The organism is Clostridium sp. L2-50 (assembly GCF_000154245.1).
Classification (GTDB): domain Bacteria; phylum Bacillota; class Clostridia; order Lachnospirales; family Lachnospiraceae; genus Coprococcus.
Genome location: NZ_DS480319.1, coordinates 44281 through 67252 on the forward strand (window position 1 = coordinate 44281; position 22972 = coordinate 67252).

A 22972-nucleotide genomic window follows, 5' to 3' on the forward strand; every position below is an offset into this window, starting at 1 on the left:
GAGAGGTGTAAGCATGTTAAATCCAGGAATGATACTCAGTAATCGTTATGAGATAATAGAATTGATCGGTACAGGCGGTATGTCAGAAGTCTATAAGGCAAAATGTCATGTACTGAACAGATATGTTGCAATTAAAGTATTAAAACCGGAATTTAGTTCTGATGTAAATTTTGTTACAAAGTTTAGAATTGAAGCACAGTCCGCAGCCGGACTTTCTCATCCGAATATCGTAAACGTATATGATGTCGGAGAGGATAATGGTATCTATTATATAGTAATGGAACTTGTAGAGGGCATTACTTTAAAAGAATATATTCAGAAAAAAGGCAGATTGCTGCCTGAGCAGGCAATTGATTTTTCTATTCAGATAGCCCAAGGCCTGGAGGTAGCTCATCAGAACCATACGATCCACCGAGATATTAAGCCGCAGAATATTATTGTATCGAAAAATGGCGGAATCAAGGTTACAGATTTTGGTATTGCAAGAGCTGCTTCATCAAATACAATGACAGCGAATGCAATGGGAAGTGTACATTATATCTCTCCGGAGCAGGCAAGAGGCGGATTCAGTGATGAGAGAAGCGATATATATTCTCTTGGTATCACCATGTATGAGATGGTTACGGGACATGTACCGTTTGAAGGCGAGAATAATGTTGCAGTCGCTCTTATGCATATACAGGGAGAGATGGTTTCTCCTAGAGAATATTATCCGGATATTCCAACCAGTTTGGAAAAGATAATTTTAAAATGCACACAGAAGAAAGCAGAACGCAGATATTTGACTGCAAGCGCATTGATTGCAGATTTGAAACGTGTACAGGCAAATCCTGACATAGATTGTGTTGTAGTTCCACCGGTTGTACCAAATTCACCGACGGTAGAGATCACATCGGATGAGATGAAAGCGATCAAAGAGGGCAGACAGATGAATGAAGCACCTGTTGTTGAGGAAACTCCGTCAAGTGTAGTGGAACGTCCGGATATTACTCCGATCATTCCGCCATCCAAATTTGATAATCTGTTTGACGATGATGACGATGATGATTCATATGGTGATGAGGGGATGGCTCCGGAGGACGATGATGATAATGAGATCGAGGAATTGGATCCGAAGCTTAAGAAGATCATTATGATATCCAGTGTAGCAGTTGTGATTATCATTGCGATTCTTGTTGCAATCCTGATTCTTAAGATTACAAGCCCCGGTGGACTTGGAGGAATATTCTCCGGAAATAATAAAAAGACGGAAAACAGTTCAGAAGAAAATTCAGGAGATTCCACCGAAGATGGATCTACAGATGAGGATACTTCGGATAAGGCGACGATTCCTATGGTCAATGTAGTAGGTCTTTATAAGACGGCTGCAGAAGAAGAATTAAAGAAAGCAGGATTTACTGCATATACAATTGAGACGGCAACGGATGATAAGGTAGAAGAAGGTTATGTTATCAGTCAGAGTGTAGATGAAGGAACAGCGATTCCTGCTGATGAGAAAATTGTTATTACGGTATCAGAGGGAAAAGAAGATGTCGAAGTACCTAATGTAACAGGTTATTCGGATGATCAGGCAACTACACTTCTTACGGAAGCCGGATTTGTTGTTACTCATGGTTATGAATATGATGATACGGTAGAGAAGAATAAGGTTATCAGTCAGTCACCGGAAGGAAAAACGATGCAGAAATCCGGTTCAACAGTTAAGATCATAATAAGTAATGGTAAAGAGGTTGAGGAAGTTGAGGTCCCGAATCTGGTTGGTAAATCTGAAAGCAAGGCAGCCGAATTGTTGGAAAAGGCAGGATTAAGCGGTAAAGTATCGCATGCAAACAGTGATGAGGTTAAGAAAGGTCAGGTTATCAGTCAGGATGTTTCAGCCGGCTCGTCTGTAGAAAAAGGTTCAACAGTTGGTTATGTGATCAGTGATGGACCTGAAAAAGTAACATATTCTGTTAAATTTACAGGAAGTATAACAAATTCCGGATTCGATTTTGCAACCTTTGGAAATGTGACAGTCAATGTTACCTATACGGTTGGTGACGCAACCTATAAGTTGTATTCCGGAGCTGCAGGAGAGGATTCGTTCCCTCTGGATATAGGATCTGCAGATCCTATCGGTGGCTTATCGCAGAACTCCGGTACATTTGCAGTAACAATTACGGATTCAGATGGAATAGATGTAACATCGAGCTTTAATACCAGTGGTCTGTCTGCGTCATTCTCAAAGGAATAGGAGAGATTATGACAGGAAAGATCATAAAAGGTATTGGAGGTTTCTACTATGTCGTCTGCGAAAACGGCGTCACATATGAGTGTAAAGCAAAAGGAGTTTTTCGAAATCGAAAGATCAAGCCTTTAGTTGGTGACAATGTAGAGATAGAGATATTAGATGCGGAGAAGAATCTGGGCAATATTGAAGATATATTGCCCAGATTTAACTGGTTAAACAGACCTGCAGTTGCAAACGTAGATCAGACTGTAATTATTTTTGCAGTGTCTGCACCAGCACCTAACTTCAATCTGCTTGACCGCTTTCTGATCAATATGGAGCAGCATGAAGTTCCGACTATAATCTGCTTTAATAAGATAGATTTGGAAGGATTTCGTCAAAGTGAGGATATATGCAGATCTTATACAAAGAGCGGATATGAAGTGTTGTTTATCAGTGCGGAGAGCGGTTATGGAATCCATACATTAGAAGCAGTTATAAAAGGAAAGACAACGGTATTTGCAGGCCCGTCAGGAGTAGGTAAATCCTCGACGCTTAATTCGTTGTTTCCGGATGCAAATGTACAAACTGGTGGATTAAGTGAGAAGATACAGCGTGGAAAGCATACAACGAGGCATTCTGAGTTAATGTTTGTAGATGATGATACTTATATTATGGATACACCGGGTTTCAGTTCGTTATATACAGAAGGAATCGAAGCAGAAGATCTGAAGCTGTATTTTCCTGAGATTGCAGCATATACAGGAACCTGCAAATTCAATATGTGTAATCATATCAGTGAACCGGGATGTCTGGTAAAAGAAGCCGTCGGTGATGGCAGGATCAGTAAGATGCGGTATGATGATTATGTCATGATATACAATGAATTAAAAGAAAAGAGGAAATGGTAAATGTTAAAGCTGTCACCTTCAGTATTATCTGCGGATTTTGGACATCTGGCAGAAGATATACAGATCATAGATCAGGCAGGAAGTGAATATATTCATCTGGATGTTATGGATGGGTCCTTTGTGCCGAATATTTCATTTGGAGCACCGGTTATCAAGAGTGTTCGTCCGGTATCTGATAAGGTGTTTGATGTTCATCTTATGATTGATGAACCGACGCGTTTCTTACAGGATTATAAGAATTGTGGAGCAGATATCGTAACAGTACATGCAGAAGCCTGCAAGCACCTTCATAGAACCATCGCAGCCATAAAAGAGCTGGGAATGAAAGCCGGAGTTGCATTAAATCCTGCAACACCATTATCAGTAATTGATTATGTATTAGAGGATGTAGATATGGTTCTGATCATGTCGGTAAATCCGGGTTTTGGCGGACAGAAATTTATTCCGTCTTCTCTGCGGAAGATTGCAGAGACCAGAAAACTGTTAAACAGCCGTGGACTTCAGACGGATATTCAGGTGGATGGTGGTGTTACCCTTGCAAATGCAGCAGAGATTATTCGGGCAGGAGCGAATGTATTGGTTGCCGGTTCGGCAGTATTTAAAGGGGACAAGACAGAGAATGTAAAAGCCTTCCGTAAGATTTTTTCAGAAATACAGTAGATAGTAATAAAAAGGCGGAAAGCAGATCTGCTGTCTGCCGGAAAAGGTAACAGGATAGATGAATCGATATTTAATCGTTACAGGAGGAACCGTTTCAAAAAGATTGCTTGAAACGGTTCTTTCCGATTATGATTTTCAAAAAATAATAGCATGTGATAAAGGACTTGAGATCTGTAAGGAATGTAATATACTGCCGAATCTGATCATTGGAGACTTTGATTCTGCAAAGATAGATGTCGTAGCGGCATATCGGGGAAAAACAGAATTTCTGGATCTGGATACACATAAGGATTTTACAGATACCCATGTTGCAATCTCGTATATACTGGAGCAGGAGATCAGACCGGATGAAGTAATTCTGGTTGGAGCAACCGGAACCCGTATGGATCATACCCTTGCCAATATTGGCTTATTAAAGCAGTTTGCAGAGGCCAGAATATCGGCATATCTGATCGACGAGCATAACAGGATTACGATGACAGCACACCGGCATATTGTGAAGCGTAACGATGCATACAGATATGTGTCACTGCTTCCATATACGGAACAGGTGACCGGAGTAACGCTTCAGGGTTTTTATTATAATGCGCAGGGGCTTACATTGAAGCTTGGAGAAAGCATCGGCGTCAGCAATGAGCTGATCGCAGAGTGCGGCCTGATCGAATTTGAATCCGGATTGTTAATTGTAATTGAAAGCCGTGATTGAGATAGAGTCATTATGTATATCTGTCTATACGATATACAATATCAGATAATAATAAAATGCAGTATCAAAGAATAAAAGAAAATAAAAAAGATACTCTGAAAGCAAAGGACCTGTATGATCCCGTGATCAGAGTATCTTTTTATAATACTTATTATCAGAATAATCTTTATTTTTTCTTAGAGTCTTTCTTCTGTTTTACTTTTTCAATCTTTGCCTTTTTGATTTCTTTTAATTTAGGCTCTTTTTTGGTATGCTGTTCGTTTTTATCTGCCTTAGCTGTGTTCAGATCCACAGATTTCGGAGCAGAAGATTTATTTGCATCTGATTGCGAGATCTTATGTTCCAGCTCTGACAGGCTCGCTTTATACTTTTCGGTGATCGGATCAGAGTACAGAGACATGTAGTAACAGTAGAGTGCTTTGTATTCTTCGGAGGTCTTATATCCATTTGTGTAGATATGACCATGCATTTCGTCAAAGGAATCTGTAGTTAATTTCTTTGCAATATGAAGTCCGATATTGGAACAGTGACTTCCGATACGATCCAGACTGGTCAGGATATCTACAAGAGCAAAACCACCGTCGATATCGCAGTCTCCGGTCTGTAAACGGATAACATGGTGATCTTTGATGATCTCTTTTACCTCTGTGATCGACTGAGCAAGCGGTTCGATACGGGAAACAGCAGTCAGATCATCATTTTTAAAAGCAGTAAAGGTTGTATCGATGATATTGGCTGTAGCCTGTAAGAGCGTATTGATCTCCATGGTTCCCTGTGTAGAGAAGGAGATCTTTTCATCGGAGATCTTTCTGCTGACGATCAGAAGATTTTCACAGTGGTCACCGATTCGTTCCAGGTCACTGACACTGTTTAATAATTCCGATGCCAGCTTTCGTTCGGATGAATGCAGTCGCTTGGAGGTGATCTTTAACAGATATTCGTTTAACGCACTTTCGCATTTATCAATGAACATCTCATTTTCCAGAAGTTTTCCGGCAGTTTCTTCATTATATTCCGATAATAACTGACTTCCAAGTTCGAAGTTTTCCTTGATGGAGTCTGTCATGGAGAACATTACCTTCTGTGCCTGGGTAAGAGCGATGTTTGGTGTATCAAGAAGCATTGGATCGAGAGACGCAAGCTCTTTGTCAATCTTGGATTCCATATCGTCACCGATGATCTTACCGGTCAGATCTGCGATCTTATTTGCGAATGGAAGCAGTAGGATCGCAATGATAAAGTTAAACATAAAATGCAGGTTTGCAATTACACCACGGTTGATGATCTTATCCATGAATGGGAATGTGATAAACAACTGAAGTCCATAGATCACAACAACGAAGAAGATCGCACCGATAATATTAAATAACAGATAGGACATGGCAACACGTTTTGCCTTTTTGTTTGCACCGATACTGCCGAGCAGGATCGCGAAACACTTTCCTATATTAATACCGATAATAATTGGAATCGAAGAACCATAGGAAACAACTCCTGTTGAGGATAATGCCTGAAGGATACCGACCGAAGCAGAGGAACTCTGGATGATCGCTGTTAAGATAAGACCGATCAGGATACCAAGGAGTGGATTGCTGAAAGAAATGAACAGGTTCTGGAAGGTTTCGGATTCTTTTAAAGGAGCGAACACAGCTTCCATTGTATTCATACCAAGGAATAAGATACCAAGACCGACTAAGATACCGGCGATATCTTTATGTTTTTTCTTATGGGCAAACAGAATGATAAAAGCACCAATACCGATCAGAACGGGTGCAAAAGAAGACGGTTTTAATAATTTGAGGATAAACATATCTTCGCCAAGATCACCAAGCCGCAGAATCTGTGCAGTTGCGGTGCTGCCGACATTGGCACCAAATACTACCGGAATTGCCTGACTGAGCTTCATAATACCGGCATTTACAAAACCGATCAGCATGATCGTAGTTGCTGCTGAACTCTGAATGATCGCTGTGACACCGGTACCGAGCCCAAAGCCTTTAATCGCACCGGTTGCCTGACTTTTACCGGTCGTCAGTTTTTCAAGTATCCGTTCCAGACTTCCTCCTGCCAGATTTTTCAGGGAATCACCCATCATGTTCATTCCAAACAGGAAAAGCCCTACGCCTCCCAGTAAAGTCAGAATTGAAAAAAAGTCCACGTCCATATCCTCCTGTGAAAAAATAACTTATTTAATGTCAAATCAATGTAATTAAATTGTAAATCAAATTTTACATACTTGGGTATTATAACATAGATTATTTTCATGTTCTATATTTTTTATTATGAAGCACAGAAATTTGGAATATTACATATATTTTAAAAAGAATTCTGGAAAAAATACATAATATGGTCTTGACAGTACAGAGAACTTGGTGAGAACATAAGGCGGAAGGAAAAACTGTGTTTATGATAAAGTTGAATGGAATGAATATAAATTTGGGAGAGAAAAAATGATACGAAAAAAGCAGGATGATCTAAATGGAATGCAGCTTGCCGGAAATAATTCAATGGCCGAGGTTCTGCTATGGGCGTTAATCTTATTACCACCGGTTATTACTGTAAATGGAGCAGGGGTTTGTTTTATTCATATAGGATTGTTTGCAGGGATAACCTTTGCCTGCCTTTTCCTTGTAAAAAGGTTACGTTCTTATCGGGATATTTCAGGAAAAGAAATTTCTGATATGGGTGATTTTCTGTACGCCAGATATTCTTCTTTTATTATAAAAGAGATGTTCATGTGTGTTTGGCTGATTCTGACCGGAATGATCACAATGGGTCTTCTCAGTTATATTGGAAAATATCTTAGCGGTGCGACAAACCAACATATGATCGTGGTTGTATGTGTGGTTTCATTATTTTGCGCATGTTCTATGTGTTTTATAAGTCGCAGGATAAGAAGTACTGTAAGAAATATTATATATACATTGATGGTGGTGATGTTTCTTGTACTTGTCATATGGCTGTTTGCGGTGAATACGCCGGCTGAGATACTGGATACTTACGGTAAAGTTCATTTGTCGGGTGGAACAAGTACATATCTCAATATTTTGTATTATGATGGAAGAGGTATAGGGGTTTCTCATATTATATCCATGCTTGGAATGGGACTTGGGTGTCTGGGATTACCATTTTTGTTCCATGGAGCAATGGAAGCAAGAGATGTACGCAGTCTGGATCGCGGACGTGTTCTTTCCATAATATATACAGGTATAGCTGTTGTGATTCTTAGTGTATGGGCGTTGTTAAATGTTGTCAGCATGTATCCGTTAAAAGCCAGTGAAGATATTGAAATGGGAAAACTGCTTGATATCTATATTACGTCATTATGTTATAAAGAGGAGTATCCGTTGTTTTTCCGATATATAGCCGGTGGACTGTTCTTATGTGCCGTGATCTGTCTGTTGGAACGCATTTATACAATGATGTTTGATCTGTTATTTGGTATGGTTGGATACGAGAAAAAGATCCGGTCAAAAACTCTGATAACCGGGATTGATTTGATGGCTGCTTTGTTTTTTACAGGATTTATTGCTGTAATGTCGATAATTATTCAGAATAATTACCGGGAAATATTATATATTGCATGGGATTATTCAGCTGCGATAGCAGCAGTCTGTATACTGCCGATTTTGTGGAGAGAGACCAGTAAGGCAGGAATCATTTCGGGTTTTTTTACAGGTCTTGCTGTCTGTACGATCTGGAGATTTATTCCTCTCCTTGAGAATCAGACACTTGCAAATGCAACAGAGCTAGGAAGCGGGGTTGCAGCATTTATCATCAGTCTGGCAGTTACGGTTATTGTAAGTATGTTTACACATAAGGCAGATGAAGCAGAGAATAAATTATTTGAACAGATTAAATTGGAGCAGAAATGACATTTAAAATAGTGTGTGTGGGTAGAATAAAAGAGACGTATTACACTGATATGATCGATGCATATAAAAGACAGATCGGCAGAAAACATGAACTTGTGATCATACAGCATGAAGATGAGAAAATACCACAAAATGCATCAGATACGATAAAAAAGAAAATTGTTGATACAGAGAGCCACAAATGCATGGAAAGTATTGGAAAATCAGAATATGTGATAGCGTTGTGCATTAATGGAAAGAAGTGTACAACAGAGTTATTAAGAGAAAAGATACGGCAGGCAGAAGACAGAGGGATTACGACAGTTACATTTCTGATCGGAGGCTCACTTGGGATGTCAGATGAACTGATTCGAAAGGCAGATTTTAAGCTTAGTTATTCAAATATGACATTTCCACATCAGTTAATGCGTGTCATGTTGCTTGATCAGCTTCAGATTATTTGTGATATGTAATATGGTTGTTGATCGTATAAGCACGATATAACTGTTCTGTAAATGCGATAAGAGTTACTTCATCGGACATGGACATACTGGAAATAAAGAAGCTTTCATTATAAGCATCTGATGCCGGAAAACCGATATAATAACAGATGTGAGAGTACCCGTTTACATTCATCCGGTTGATCTTGGATGCAAACTGTTCGGAGGATATGGTCTGAGTGCCTGCCTTATCGGGAAGAAGCTGGATGTTATACGCATCCTGAACAGGCTTCGGAGCTTTTTTGCATGGAATGACGGTGACCTTACAGAAAGGGGAAAGTCGTTTTATATATTCCGCAACAGCGTCTTTTGTACCGGCTGATATTTTTTTCTGATTAACAAAAAGCTCGTAATTCATAGTATTTCCTCACAATTTTAATAAAAAAGATGCATTTATGATTGGTTATTATAATACAATCACGCGGTAGTTTACAAGAAAAGAAAATTACGGTATGAGATTCTTTTTTTTTCGGCAAACTACTGGACAAAGCTGCAAATCTAATATATATTATCAATTTGATTACACATAATGGAGAAAAATGATGAAGAAGATTATTGCATTAGATATTGATGGCACACTTACAAATTCAAAAAAAGAAGTGACACAGCCGACACTTGATAAGATCATCGAGATACAGGAGAAGGGACATGTAGTAGCAATTGCTTCAGGCAGACCGCTTCCCGGGATCAGAAAGATAGCTGATACATTGAAGCTTGATAAATATGAAGGCTATGTACTTGCATTTAATGGTGGAAGAATCGTTGATTATAAGACAGGAGAAGTGGTATATCAGGCATGTGTCGATAATGATATTGCACGGAGAATCTATGATTATTGTGTGAAAAAGAAGATTGGAATGGTTACTTATGAAGGAGATACAGTTATCACAGGTACGCCGATCGACGAATATATGAGTCTTGAAGCAAGATTGAATTTTATGGAGATACATCAGGTGGACAATTTCAAAGAGTATATTGATTTTCCGCTGAACAAATGTCTTCTGACGGCGGAAAGTACTGTTGCAGAACAGGTGGAACAGGAATTAAATGCACTATATGGTGATAAAGTTACGGTTTTTCGTTCCGAACCGTTCTTTGTAGAGATCATGCCGAAGAACGTCCATAAGGCAACTTCGCTTGAAAAGCTTTTGAAATATCTGGATATGGATGTCAAGGATCTGATCGCATGCGGAGATGGATTTAACGACTTGACCATGATAGATTATGCGGGAGTCGGAGTGGCAATGGGAAATGCACAGCAGATCGTAAAAGATCATGCGGATTATATCACACTTACTAATGATGAAGATGGTCTGGTTCCGGTGATCGAGAAGTTTATTTTAAATTTATAGTGTAAATGTTATATTTTTATGAACAGGTTGAATTTGAAATATGTTTGTAGTAGAATACACTTTGTTTATTCGTAAATAATTGATAGTAACTGATTTGATGTGACAGATCAGATGTACAAATGCATAGGAGAATAAAAATGAGCGATAATATTTTTAGCGATGAAGATTTTGACGATTATAATGATACAGATGATGTTCATTACGAGAAATCACCGGCCAGAGAACCGGTAAGAAGAAGCGCTTCCGGAAATGGTAGAAAAAAGAGAAAGAAGAAAAGCAGAAACAAACCATGGATTATTGCATTGATCGTAGAAGTACTTGTGATCATCCTTGGAGTTGTATTATTTGTAAATGCTTATATCAATTCTGCCCTTGGCAAGATGCACTACGAGAAGTTAGAGGGTGTAAAGGCCAATGATGACCTGTCAGAAGAAACAGTAAAGAAGATGACCGGATATACGACGATTGCATTGTTTGGTGTTGACAGCCGAGATATTGATATGGTAGAGAACGGAGCACGTTCTGATGCGATCATTATTGTAAGCATCAATAATGACACACAGGAAGTCAAGATGTCTTCCGTATATCGTGATACTTATTTAGAGCTTGCCAATGACTCACAGAGTTATGAAAAAGTAACACATGCATATGCATATGGCGGTGCCAAGGAAGCAATCAATACATTAAATAAGAATCTTGACCTGAATATCACAGCTTATGTAACTGTAAATTTCAAGGCACTTACAGAAGCAATCGATGCACTTGGTGGCCTTGATATCGAATTGAAGTCCAGCGAGCTTGACAAGCTGAATCAGTGTATCGATGAACAGCAGAGAGTCAATGGCATCCAGTCTTCTTATGTATATGAGACAGGTGTTGTACATCTCGATGGTGTTCAGGCTACCGCATATGCAAGAATCCGAAGTACAGACCAGGGAGATATCACAAGAGCATGGAGACAGAGAAAGGTTATCAGCCTTATGATCGAAAAGGCAAAGAGTGCCGGAATCTCCAAGTTAAATGACTGTCTGAATGCAGTTGTAGATGATATCAGCTCCAGCCTTACAAAGAAAGAGATCATGGATCTTGCAACGAACTGCTTCAATTACAAACTGAAATCCTCAACCGGTTTCCCATTTACATGGTCAACACCGACACTTGGAAGCAAGGGAAGTCTGGTTGTAGCAGGAGATCTGGAGAACAATGTAGTTGTTCTTCACAGATATCTGTTTAACGATTATGATTATGTTCCATCCCAGACAGTTAAAAATATCAGTGCAAATATCATCAACGATACAGGATATTATAACCAGATCGATCTGGATACGTTTACAGTAGAAGATGATCCGGATTCAATTGTTAATGAATAGTATATAGAAACATATCAGAAACGAAAGAACATCATGAAACCAGTCGGATTTTGTGGTGTTCTTTTTGTTATGGAGAACAGATCCGGAGCTACGATAATTTGAATAAAATCTTTCCAACTTCCTGTTTGAAATATAGTTATATTGTGCTATACTAGGATAGAAAAATTTTGAGAAAACATAAGAGGTTACAATTATGGAAATGAACAGAGTGTTATTGAAACTTAGTGGAGAAGCACTTGCCGGAGAAAAAAAGCAGGGCTTTGATGAAAAGACTGTATATGATGTTGCCGGACAGGTGAAGAAGATTCTGGATAAGGGAATCCAGCTTTGTGTAGTAATCGGTGGTGGTAATTTCTGGCGTGGCAGAACCTCAGAAAATATGGATCGTGTAAAAGCAGATTCAATCGGCATGCTTGCAACTGTTATGAACTGTATCTATACCGCAGATGCTTTTCGTGTATTCGGAATCAAATCACATATCATGACCCCATTTGCATGTGGAACAATGACAGAGCTGTTCAACCGTGATAAAGCTGTAAAATATATGGAGCAGGGAGAAGTTGTTTTCTTTGCCGGAGGAATCGGACATCCGTATTTCTCAACAGATATGGCAACTGTTCTTATGGCGGTTGAAGTAAAGGCAGATGTAGTCTTATCTGCAAAAGCAATTGACGGCGTATATGACAGTGATCCTAAGACAAATCCAAATGCAAAGAAATATGACAGCATGCAAATGAAAGACATTGTTGATAATAAGCTTGGAGTTATCGATCTTGCATCTGCAGTTCTTGCAATGGAAAACAAAATGCCGATGATGTTATTCGGCTTAAATGGTGAAGACAGTATTGTAAAGGCCGTTACCGGTGGCTTTACAGGGACATATGTGAACGTATAAATAAACAGGAGGAACAAAGATATGTTGACACAGTACGAAGAGAAAATGACGAAGACAGTTGAAAACCTGGAAGGGGAATATGCTACGATCCGTGCAGGACGTGCCAACCCTAACATTTTAAATAAGATCAAGGTAGAATATTATGGTGTACCGACACCGATGCAGCAGCTTGCAAATATCACCGTCCCGGAAGCAAGAACGCTGATGATCGCACCATGGGAGCCATCACTGGTAAAGGCAATCGAGAAGGCGATCCTGAATTCAGATCTTGGGCTGACACCAAACAATGACGGTAAGAACATCATCCTGAATTTCCCTGAACTGACAGAGGAAAGAAGAAAAGAGATCGTTAAGGATATTAAGAAAAAAGGTGAGAATGCAAAAGTTGCTATCCGTAATGTCAGAAGAGATGCAAACGATGCGATCAAGAAGATGGAGAAAGCCGGAGATATCTCAGAGGATGAATTAAAGACAAACGAGGATAAGATCCAGAAGATGACAGACAAGTATGTTGGTCTGATCGATAAGGCTATTGAGAAGAAATCAACAGAGATCTTAACTGTTTAATTTGGAGTAATTATGAATAAAGAAATAAATGGAGAAATGATCAATATTCCTGAGCATGTTGCGATCATCATGGATGGAAACGGAAGATGGGCGAAGAAACGACTGATGCCAAGAACCTATGGACATTCAGAGGGCGCAAAGGCAATCGAGCGAACATGCGAGAATGCAGATGAACTTGGGATTAAATACCTGACTGTATACGCATTTTCTACCGAGAACTGGAAACGTTCAGTAGAGGAAGTATCTACGATCATGAATATTTTCCGCAAGTATCTGGTTGACAGCATCGAGCGATCCAATCGGAATAACATGCGTGTAAGGATCATCGGTAAGCGCGAGGATCTTCCGGAGGATATCGTGGAGAAGATGTATAATCTGGAGAAAGCTACAGCAAATAATACAGGACTTCAGTTTTCTGTAGCGATTAACTATGGCGGACGGGATGAGATCACAAGAGCGGTCAGACAGATTGCATCCGACTGTATGGCTGGAAAGCTATCACCGGATGCGGTTACAGAGGATACAGTCAGTTCCTACCTTGATACAAAGGAACTGACGGATCCGGATCTGTTGATTCGTACCAGCGGAGAGCTTCGGACATCGAATTTTCTTCCATGGCAGATCGCATATTCGGAATTTTATTTTACGGATGTGTTATGGCCGGACTTTGATATGGACGAGCTGGTCAATGCATGCCGGTATTACAGTCATAGAGACCGTCGGTATGGCGGGGTAAAATAAAGAGGAAATAATATGTTTAAACAACGGGCAATCAGTGCAGTGATCCTGGTGATCATTGCAGCAATCACACTTTATTTTGGCGGAGCACTTACATGTCTGGTAATGTGTGCGGTTTCGCTGATCGGTGTGATGGAGTTACTTCGTATATATGGGCTGAACAAGAAAGGACTTGGATATGCAGCTTACGGTGCAACGGTTTTTTATTATGCATTGTTGTATTTTGACCTGCATCAGTTTATATTACCGCTGATCGCGGTTTATATGCTGGTCATCCTTGCAATCTATGTGCTCACATATCCGAATTACAAAGATAAAGAGATCATGGCGGCATTTTTTGCATTTGTATATGTAGGTGTAATGTTGTCGTATGTGTATCTCATACGAGATATGAAACATGGACTGATTCTTGTTCTGCTGATCTTTGTCAGCTCCTGGGGTAATGATACCTGTGCCTATCTGGTCGGACGTGCGATCGGTAAGCACAAGATGTCACCGATCTTAAGCCCGAAGAAGAGTATCGAGGGCCTGATCGGCGGAATCGTTGGAGCAGGAATATTAGGTGTTGTATTTGGTTTGATTTATAATCATTTCATGCAGGTTGCACATTCTGTATGGATATTTGCATTGATCGGAGCTGTATGTGCGTTGCCTGCAGTTATCGGGGATCTGGCGGCTTCTGCAATCAAGAGAAATAATGATATCAAAGATTATGGCAAGCTGATACCGGGACATGGCGGAATCCTTGACCGGTTTGACAGTATTATATTTACAGCACCAATTATGTATTATCTTATATTATATTTGTTGTAATCAGAAAAAGCAGTGTGGGAGAGCGTACAGATGAACTGTGCTCATAATTACGCTGCTTTTCCTTTATGTCGCATTGGAAATAGTGCAGACAGATAAAAATGTTAGATACAGATGTTTGAAATGGGTAAAGGAGAACAAATATGAAACATGTAGCTATCATTGGATCCACAGGATCTATAGGAACACAGACACTTGAGATCGCAAGATGGAATCAGGATATAAAAATCTGTGCTTTATCAGCAGGAAGAAACATAGACTTATTAGAGAAGCAGGCGAGAGAGTTCCGACCGGAGATCGTTGGTCTGTGGGATGAGAAGCTGGCAGATGAATTAAAAGATCGTCTGAAGGATATGGATATCCGTGTCGTATCAGGCATGGATGGGCTGATCGAGATTGCAGAATACAAGACATCGGATATATTAGTTACCGCTATTGTAGGAATGATCGGTATCCGCCCGACTGTGGCAGCGATTAAAGCGGGAAAAGATATTGCCCTTGCAAATAAAGAAACTCTGGTTACAGCGGGACATATCATTATGCCGCTTGCAAAGGAAAAAGGAGTATCAATCCTTCCGGTTGACAGTGAACATTCGGCAATCTTCCAGTCATTGCAGGGAAATACACATGATTCCATTGAAAAAATTCTGTTGACAGCATCCGGTGGACCATTTCGTGGCAAGAGCAGAGAGTTTTTAAAGCATGTGAAATTAGAGGACGCATTAAAGCATCCAAACTGGAGCATGGGAAGAAAAATCACCATTGATTCAGCAACGATGGTAAATAAAGGGCTGGAAGTTATTGAAGCAAAATGGTTATTTGATGTAGCCCCGGAAAATATTCAGGTTGTGATCCAGCCGCAGAGTATCATTCATTCTATGGTAGAATATAAAGATGGAGCAGTGATCGCACAGCTCGGTACGCCGGATATGAAGCTGCCGATCCAGTATGCGCTGTTCTATCCGGAACGAAGATACATGCCGGGAGATCGTCTTGACTTTACGAAGCTTTCATCGATTGTGATCGAGACACCGGATATGGATACCTTTCTTGGGTTACGATATGCATATGAGGCAATCGGGATCGGCGGTTCGATGCCTACAGTATTCAATGCGGCAAATGAATATGCAGTAAAGCAGTTCTTAGACAGAAAAATCGATTTTCTTGATATCTATGATATCATCCGTGCATCCATGGATCATCATAATTTGATTGAAAATCCTGATATAGATGAGATTCTTGCAACCGAGCAGGAAGTATATGAATTTATTGAAAGTGGGTGTTAGTTTTTGAATATCATATTAATCATACTAGTCTTTGGTGTCATCATTTTCTTTCATGAGCTGGGACATTTTATCGTAGCAAAGATCAATCATATCACAGTAAAAGAGTTTTCGATGGGATTCGGACCGAAGCTATTTCAGTTTCATAAGAAAGAAACACAGTATACGCTGCGGCTGATTCCGCTTGGCGGCTATTGTATGATGCTCAGCGAAGATGATGAAGAAAACGAAAATGATGAGAATTCCTTTGAGAAGAAATCCATCTGGGCAAGAATGGCGGTTGTACTTGCAGGACCTGCCATGAACTTCGTGATCGCATTTTTATTTTCCATGGTGATCATTCATTTCTGTGGAAGTGATCCTGCGATCATAGGAGCAGTATACAATAAAGATAATATTGAAAAATACCAGATCAAAAATGCCGAGGAATATTTTAATGGTGTATATCCGGCGGAAGAAGCCGGGATATCAGATGGCGACCGGGTATTGAAAATCGAGGGAAGCACGGTTAAGAATTTCCGTGAGTTACAGATCTACCTTCAGATTTATGGAGATGGTTCACCGATCGATCTGACACTTGAGAAAGAAGACGGAACGGTCTATGATACGACGGTATATCCGGCAAAGACACCGGATGGCTATAAGATCGGAATAATGAGTGTCGGTTATCAGCTCCCGAAGAACTTTGGAGAGCTTTGTAAATATTCTGCTTATGAGACCAGATACTGGGTAAAAGCAACCTTCTTAAGTCTGAAGCTGATCGTTACCCGTCAGGTAAGTTCGGATGAAGTATCCGGCCCGGTCGGAGTAGCGAAGAACATGAACGATACCTTCAATGAGGCAGCAAAGAGCAGTGTGCTCGATCTGTTCTTAAACTGGATGAATTATATCGTACTGCTGTCGGCAAACCTTGGCGTTATGAACCTGCTGCCGATACCGGGCTTGGATGGAGGACGATTTATCTTCCTGTTAATTGAAGCAGTAACGAGAAAGAAGGTTCCGAAGGATAAGGAGAATATCGTGACGCTGATCGGATTTGTTCTGGTTATGCTGTTGATGGTTGTGATATTATTTAACGATATCAAGAACGTATTCTTTCATTAGATGAATAGGAGTTAAACAGGAGTTAATATGTACAGAGATCATACAAAAGTTATCAAGATAGGAGACCGGGTGATCGGTGGTGGGAATCCGATCCTGATCCAGTCGATGACAAATACAAAAACCAGTGATATAGATGCTACAGTTGCACAGATCTTAAAACTTGAAAAGGCAGGCTGTGACATCATCAGAAGCACCGTAAATGATGATGCGGCAGCGGCAGCGATCCCTGCGATCAAGAAACAGATCCATATTCCGCTGGTTGCAGACATTCATTTTGATTACCGTCTGGCGATCGCAGCGGCTGAGGCGGGAGCAGATAAGATCCGTATCAATCCGGGTAATATCGGTGGTAAGGATAAGCTGGCACAGGTAGTAGCGGTATGTAAGGAACGGAATATACCGATCCGTGTCGGTGTAAACAGCGGTTCCCTTGAAAAAGAATTAGTTGAAAAATACCATGGCGTGACAGCGGAAGGAATCGTTGAGAGTGCGTTGGATAAGGTTCATATGATCGAAGACTGCGGATATGACAATATGGTCATCAGTATTAAATCTTCCGATGTTATGATGTGTGTAAAAGCACATGAGCTGATCGCAGATCAGACGAATTATCCGCTGCATGTGGGTATCACGGAATCCGGTACGGTTATGAGCGGTAATATCAAATCCTCCGTAGGACTTGGTATTATCCTGCATGAGGGAATCGGAGATACGATCCGTGTATCCTTAACAGGGGATCCGGTCAATGAGATCATGACAGCAAAGATGATCTTAAAGACGCTTGGACTCCGTACAGGAGGAATCGAACTTGTGTCCTGCCCGACCTGTGGAAGAACGGAGATTGATCTGATCGGACTGGCAGAACAGGTAGAAAAGCTGGTTGCCGATTATGATCATCTGAATATCAAGGTTGCTGTTATGGGCTGTGTTGTAAACGGACCGGGCGAAGCAAAGGAAGCAGATCTTGGAATTGCGGGCGGAAAAGGCTGCGGTATCCTGATCAAAAAAGGCCAGATCATAAAGAAGATCGACGAGAAAGATATATTATCAACATTAAAGTACGAGTTAGATAACTGGAGTGAATAGAACGTGCCGGTAGAAGCAAAATTATTTTTTGAAGTATTTCCTGAACTGAATATGGATAAAGAGCTGTCTTCCCTGTTTGAGGATACGATGATCGAAAAGGTGGTAATGAAGCAGGCAGAACGCCAGCTTATTATCAGCCTGCTGTCGAAGCACCTGATCAGCCGCCCGAAGATTGTACAGGTGGAAGATATCATTTGCGGACATTTATTTCGTGGACGTGGTTATAAGGTCATCATTGATGACCGTTATGAGCTGTCTTCCCAGTACAATACCAGAACCTTAACAGAGGTATATAAGGACAGTATCTTGTATGATGTCGAGAAGATCAGTCATGTTGGATATCGTTTATTAAAGCGGGCAGAATGGTATTATGCAGATGATATTATCACGCTTGCGATGGAAGACAGTAAGCTTTCAAAGAGCCATTCAATCGGGATCAAAAAATATCTGGAGGAGACCTATAAGAAACGGTTCGGTATGGATATCAAGGTCGGTTTTGATTATACGGAATCTGATAAAGAGATGCTCCGCCGTGCAAATGAACAGAAGATGAAGCTTGAGATCGAGGCAATCTTAAGTAATGTACATGAGGATGCGGATCTGACCTTGGATGGTAAATCAGTAGATAAAAAGAAGCTGGTCGGAGAAGGCAAGAAGGATGCTCCGGCTGAAAAGAAAGCACCTGCACAGGACGAAAAGCCGAAGGAGACATTTGCCGCCAGAAGGAAGAAATATACCTCGAATGATCCGGATGTATTCTATGGCAGAGACTGCGAAGGGGAACTGGTAAAGATTTCTACATTAGTAGATGGTATCGGTGAAGTCTGTATTCATGGCCAGTTGATCAAGATGGAAGAAAAGGTTCTCCGAAATGGTAAGACTTTATTCATCTGCAATATTACGGATTTTGAAGATACGATCGCATTTAAGATATTTGCATCAGAGGATGATGCGCCGGTTTATAAGGATGAGTTAAAAGAAGGAAGCTTCTATCGGTTAAAGGGTGTGCCGTTATACGATACTTTTTCCAAGGAGTTAAATATTGCATCTGTGCGTGGTATCAAGCATATACCGGATTTCCGTGTGCCAAGAGTTGACACATCACTTGAAAAACGTGTGGAATTACATATGCATACGGTTATGAGCGAGATGGACAGTGTTGTTGATATCGAGAAGATCGTGAAACGTGCAAATGACTGGGGACACCCGGCGATTGCAATCACGGATCACGGCGTTGCACAGGCGTTCCCGATCGCAGCACATGCAAAGGGTATGAAGGATGGCTTTAAACTGATCTTTGGCTGTGAGGGATATTTTGTCGATGACCTGAAGAATCTGGTCATCAATCCCAAAGGACAGGATCTGAATACAGAATATATCGTATTCGATATCGAGACGACCGGTCTTAGTCAGAAGAAGAATAAGATCATAGAGATCGGAGCTGTAAAGGTAAAAGATGGAGAGGAGATCGATCGTTTCTCGGAATTTATCAATCCGGAAGAACCGATCCCTTATAGTATAGAGCAGTTGACTTCCATTACAGATGAGATGGTTATGCATGCACCGACCGTCGACGTGATCCTGCCGAAGTTTTTGGAATTCTGTGGTGATGATATCGTTGTTGCACATAATGCAGCATTTGATACCGGATTCATCAAGAAAAATGCCAAAGATCTTGGAATGAAATTCGATAATACGATCATGGATACCATGACACTCAGCCATGTGTTATTGCCGGAGCTTGGTAAGTTTACACTGGATCGTGTCTGTAAGGCGTTAAATGTAAAAAATGAACATCATCACCGTGCTGTTGATGATGCAAATGCAACCGCAAAAATTTTCGTAAAATTATATGAGATGTTAGTGGAACGTGGCGTAAAGACGGTGGAGGATGTAAATGAATTAGGTTCTGCATCGGATGATACGATCAAAAAAGGCAGAACATATCATGGCATCATTCTGGCAAAAAATGAGATCGGCCGTGTGAATCTGTATCGTCTGATTTCTGAAGCGCATGTCAGATACTTCAACCGCAGACCGCGTATGCCTATGAGCATGATCAATAAATACAGAGAAGGACTGATCTTAGGTTCTGCCTGTGAAGCAGGTGAGCTGTTCCGTGCGGTCGTAGATGATGCACCGGATGAAGAAATTGCAAGACTTGTTAATTTCTTTGATTATCTGGAGATACAGCCGATCGGAAATAACGAGTTTATGACCAGAAAGAAGGAGAATCCTTGTACGATCGAGGATCTTCAGAATTATAATAAGCGTATCGTGGAGCTTGGACGATTATTTAATAAGCCGGTTGTTGCAACCTGTGATGTCCATTTCCTTGATCCGGAAGACAGTATCTATCGTGCGATCATCATGAAAAGTAAAGGTTTTGAGGATGCAGTTAATCAGCCTCCGCTTTATTTCAGAACGACGGAAGAAATGTTGGCGGAATTCGAATATCTGGGAAGTGAGAAAGCCAGAGAGGTTGTTATCACGAATACAAATCTGATCGCGGATATGGTGGAATATATGGACCCGGTTCGACCGGATAAAGCACCGCCTATCATCGAGAATTCAGATGAGACACTTACGAATATCTGTTATGAAAAGGCTCATAAGATCTATGGACCGGATCTGCCGGAGGTCGTTGTAGAACGACTGGAACGTGAGTTACATTCCATTATATCAAATGGATTTGCCGTTATGTATATCATTGCACAGAAGCTTGTGTGGGATTCCAACGATCATGGCTATCTGGTTGGTTCCAGAGGATCTGTAGGTTCTTCCTTCGTAGCAACGATGGCAGGTATCACAGAGGTAAATCCGTTGTCGGCACATTATATTTGTCCGGAGTGTCATTTTGTTGATTTTGATTCCGAGCTTGTAAAATCATATTCCGGTATGTCGGGATGTGATATGCCGGATCGTGACTGCCCTCGATGCGGTCATCCACTGATCAAAGAGGGACACGATATTCCGTTTGAAACCTTCCTTGGATTCAAAGGAGATAAGGAGCCGGATATCGATCTGAACTTCTCCGGTGAATATCAGTCATGTGCACATGCTTACACAGAAGTATTATTCGGTAAGGGTAAGGCATTCCGTGCAGGAACTGTAACAACGGTAGCAGATAAGACAGCGTATGGTTATGTATATAATTACTTCAAAGATCTTGCAAAGGATGAAGCGAGAGCAGAAGCTACGGCAATGGGAGATCTGACCCAGAAGGAGATCGAGAAATATGTCGATGAAAAGGCTATCGTCACGAAACGAAGCTGTGAGATGGAACGTCTGGCAATCGGCTGTACCGGCGTTAAGCGTTCGACCGGACAGCATCCGGGTGGTATGATCGTTCTTCCAAGGCATGAGGAGATCTATTCCTTCACACCAATCCAGAAGCCGGCAAATGATATGACGACGGATGTCGTAACATCTCATTTCGAGTACCATTCGATCGATCATAACCTGTTGAAGCTTGATATTCTCGGTCATGATGATCCTACGATGATCCGAAGACTGGAGGATCTGACCGGTCTTGATGCAACCACGATCCGGTTAGATGATCCTGATGTTATGGCGTTGTTCCATGGAACAGAAAGTCTTCATATTACACCGGAGGATATCAATGGCATTCCGCTTGGCAGTCTGGGTGTGCCGGAGTTCGGTACGGATTTCGCCATGCAGATGTTAATTGATGCAAATCCACAGAACTTCTCGGATCTGGTGCGAATCGCAGGTCTGGCGCATGGTACGGATGTATGGCTTGGAAATGCACAGGAGCTGATCAAATCCGGTCAGTGTACGATCTCGACCGCAATCTGTTGTCGAGATGATATCATGGTATATCTGATCCATATGGGCCTGGAATCCGGTACAGCGTTCCAGATCATGGAGAATGTCCGAAAAGGTAACGTAGCTAAAGGCAAATGTGCAAAATGGGAAGAATGGAAAGAGGATATGAAGGCACATGGTGTACCGGACTGGTATATCTGGTCGTGCCAGAAGATCAAATACATGTTCCCGAAAGCCCATGCGGCGGCTTACGTTATGATGGCGTGGAGAATTGCATATTTTAAGGTGAATTATCCGCTTCAGTATTATGCAGCGTTTTTCAGTATCCGTGCATCAGCCTTCAGTTACGAGATGATGTGCTTTGGAAAAGAAAAGGTACTGTATCATATCAATATGATACAGAGTATTGATAAGAATAAACGAACCGCAAAGGATGAAGATAAGTTAAAGGATCTGAAGCTGGTTCTTGAGATGTATGCGAGAGGTTTTGAGTTCATGCCGATCGATATCTATGTGGCGGATGATATCCGTTTTCAGGTAATAGACGGTAAGATCATGCCGTCACTGGCTTCCATTGAAGGAATGGGAGAGAAAGCTGCAAAGCAGTTGAAGGATGCAGCCTGCAAAGGCAGGTTTATCTCAAAGGAAGATCTGCAGGCTCATTCTAAGATTGGAAAGAGTGCGATCGACAAGCTGTCAGAGCTTGGCATCTTAGACGGTATGCCGGATACCAACCAGCTTACCTTTGACTTTGTATAAACGGACGAAACAATACCTTTATTCTGTAAGCCCTGACACTGTATTCCTTTCATTACGCAAAACACTTGCGTTCTGTTTTTCACGTAGCGGTACTAAGCTCACTGCTTACAGCAGTTTGCCAAGTACCGACGTGAAAAAAGGTTTGCTGCATGAAAGAATACAGAATCAGGACTTGGCAGATAAAAGGTATTGTTTCTGTCTATGATAAAATTAATGCAAAAATATGCTAAGGTGTATTTAGATATAAGGAAGATCTATGCAACAACCCTGTATCCCTTTCATTACGCAAAACACTTGCGTATTTGATTGACAATGCCCTTATTACAAGCTAAAATATGGTCAGTATAAAAAAATGTAAATTTACTGAAAAAAAAGCTTG

General features: G+C 41.0%; 18 protein-coding genes. 16 read left to right on the forward strand and 2 right to left on the reverse strand.

What is annotated here, in order from left to right:
• The first annotated feature begins 13 nt into the window (after positions 1–13).
• The 4 genes from pknB to CLOL250_RS07070 are packed head-to-tail and all read left to right on the forward strand — an operon-like array spanning position 14 to position 4486.
• A complete protein-coding gene (gene pknB, locus CLOL250_RS07055; protein WP_008401586.1) occupies positions 14–2233 on the forward strand; it encodes a Stk1 family PASTA domain-containing Ser/Thr kinase in 2220 nt (739 codons plus the stop codon).
• 8 nt (positions 2234–2241) lie between these two features.
• The gene (gene rsgA, locus CLOL250_RS07060; protein WP_008401587.1) at positions 2242–3120 is read left to right on the forward strand and encodes a ribosome small subunit-dependent GTPase A; all 879 of its coding nucleotides are present in this window, start codon (positions 2242–2244) and stop codon (positions 3118–3120) included.
• Entirely contained in the window at positions 3121–3780 is a 660-nt protein-coding gene (gene rpe / locus CLOL250_RS07065; protein ID WP_008401588.1) for a ribulose-phosphate 3-epimerase, read from the forward strand.
• Between the two features lie 58 nt (positions 3781–3838).
• On the forward strand, positions 3839–4486 hold the full coding sequence (locus CLOL250_RS07070) for a thiamine diphosphokinase (RefSeq protein ID WP_008401589.1): 648 nt from the start codon (positions 3839–3841) through the stop codon (positions 4484–4486).
• A 166-nt stretch (positions 4487–4652) separates the two neighbouring features.
• Here the strand turns inward: CLOL250_RS07070 and CLOL250_RS07075 are convergent, their stop codons facing one another.
• On the reverse strand, positions 4653–6650 hold the full coding sequence (locus CLOL250_RS07075; protein WP_008401590.1) for a Na/Pi cotransporter family protein: 1998 nt from the start codon (positions 6648–6650) through the stop codon (positions 4653–4655).
• Positions 6651–6936: 286 nt separating this feature from the next.
• Here CLOL250_RS07075 and CLOL250_RS07080 point away from each other — a divergent pair, with 286 nt between their 5' ends.
• Together CLOL250_RS07080 and CLOL250_RS07085 are read left to right on the forward strand one after the other, a co-directional pair.
• Entirely contained in the window at positions 6937–8361 is a 1425-nt protein-coding gene (locus CLOL250_RS07080; RefSeq protein ID WP_008401591.1) for a hypothetical protein, read from the forward strand.
• Complete coding sequence (locus CLOL250_RS07085) at positions 8358–8813, forward strand: 23S rRNA (pseudouridine(1915)-N(3))-methyltransferase RlmH (RefSeq protein WP_008401593.1); 456 nt, start codon at positions 8358–8360, stop codon at positions 8811–8813. Before CLOL250_RS07080 ends, CLOL250_RS07085 begins: the two co-directional genes overlap by 4 nt.
• Here CLOL250_RS07085 and CLOL250_RS07090 read toward each other — a convergent pair.
• Positions 8797–9198: a 23S rRNA (pseudouridine(1915)-N(3))-methyltransferase RlmH gene (locus tag CLOL250_RS07090; RefSeq protein ID WP_008401594.1), complete on the reverse strand. Its 402-nt coding sequence runs from the start codon at positions 9196–9198 to the stop codon at positions 8797–8799. The two genes, CLOL250_RS07085 and CLOL250_RS07090, sit on opposite strands and share 17 nt — an antisense overlap.
• Before the next feature lie 184 nt (positions 9199–9382).
• Here CLOL250_RS07090 and CLOL250_RS07095 point away from each other — a divergent pair, with 184 nt between their 5' ends.
• The 10 genes from CLOL250_RS07095 to CLOL250_RS07140 all read left to right on the forward strand — a co-directional run bounded on the left by CLOL250_RS07095 (position 9383) and on the right by CLOL250_RS07140 (position 22593).
• The gene (locus CLOL250_RS07095) at positions 9383–10192 is read left to right on the forward strand and encodes a Cof-type HAD-IIB family hydrolase (protein ID WP_274922255.1); all 810 of its coding nucleotides are present in this window, start codon (positions 9383–9385) and stop codon (positions 10190–10192) included.
• A gap of 137 nt (positions 10193–10329) precedes the next feature.
• The gene (locus CLOL250_RS07100; protein ID WP_008401597.1) at positions 10330–11562 is read left to right on the forward strand and encodes an LCP family protein; all 1233 of its coding nucleotides are present in this window, start codon (positions 10330–10332) and stop codon (positions 11560–11562) included.
• A gap of 193 nt (positions 11563–11755) precedes the next feature.
• Entirely contained in the window at positions 11756–12457 is a 702-nt protein-coding gene (pyrH, locus tag CLOL250_RS07105) for a UMP kinase (protein WP_008401598.1), read from the forward strand.
• Positions 12458–12478: 21 nt separating this feature from the next.
• Positions 12479–13024 (forward strand): ribosome recycling factor, encoded by a 546-nt coding sequence (gene frr, locus CLOL250_RS07110; RefSeq protein ID WP_008401599.1) that lies wholly within the window; start codon positions 12479–12481, stop codon positions 13022–13024.
• Between the two features lie 12 nt (positions 13025–13036).
• Positions 13037–13765, forward strand: a complete 729-nt coding sequence (locus CLOL250_RS07115) for an isoprenyl transferase (RefSeq protein ID WP_008401600.1) — start codon at positions 13037–13039, stop codon at positions 13763–13765.
• A 12-nt stretch (positions 13766–13777) separates the two neighbouring features.
• Positions 13778–14575 carry a phosphatidate cytidylyltransferase gene (locus CLOL250_RS07120; protein ID WP_008401601.1) on the forward strand — a complete coding sequence of 266 codons (798 nt, stop codon included), beginning with the start codon at positions 13778–13780 and terminating at the stop codon, positions 14573–14575.
• A 140-nt stretch (positions 14576–14715) separates the two neighbouring features.
• A complete protein-coding gene (gene dxr, locus CLOL250_RS07125) occupies positions 14716–15858 on the forward strand; it encodes a 1-deoxy-D-xylulose-5-phosphate reductoisomerase (RefSeq protein WP_008401602.1) in 1143 nt (380 codons plus the stop codon).
• A gap of 3 nt (positions 15859–15861) precedes the next feature.
• Complete coding sequence (locus tag CLOL250_RS07130) at positions 15862–16959, forward strand: M50 family metallopeptidase (RefSeq protein ID WP_008401603.1); 1098 nt, start codon at positions 15862–15864, stop codon at positions 16957–16959.
• A gap of 27 nt (positions 16960–16986) precedes the next feature.
• The gene (gene ispG / locus CLOL250_RS07135) at positions 16987–18045 is read left to right on the forward strand and encodes a flavodoxin-dependent (E)-4-hydroxy-3-methylbut-2-enyl-diphosphate synthase (RefSeq protein WP_008401604.1); all 1059 of its coding nucleotides are present in this window, start codon (positions 16987–16989) and stop codon (positions 18043–18045) included.
• Between the two features lie 3 nt (positions 18046–18048).
• Positions 18049–22593, forward strand: a complete 4545-nt coding sequence (locus CLOL250_RS07140) for a PolC-type DNA polymerase III (RefSeq protein ID WP_008401605.1) — start codon at positions 18049–18051, stop codon at positions 22591–22593.
• The last annotated feature ends 379 nt before the right edge of the window (positions 22594–22972 follow it).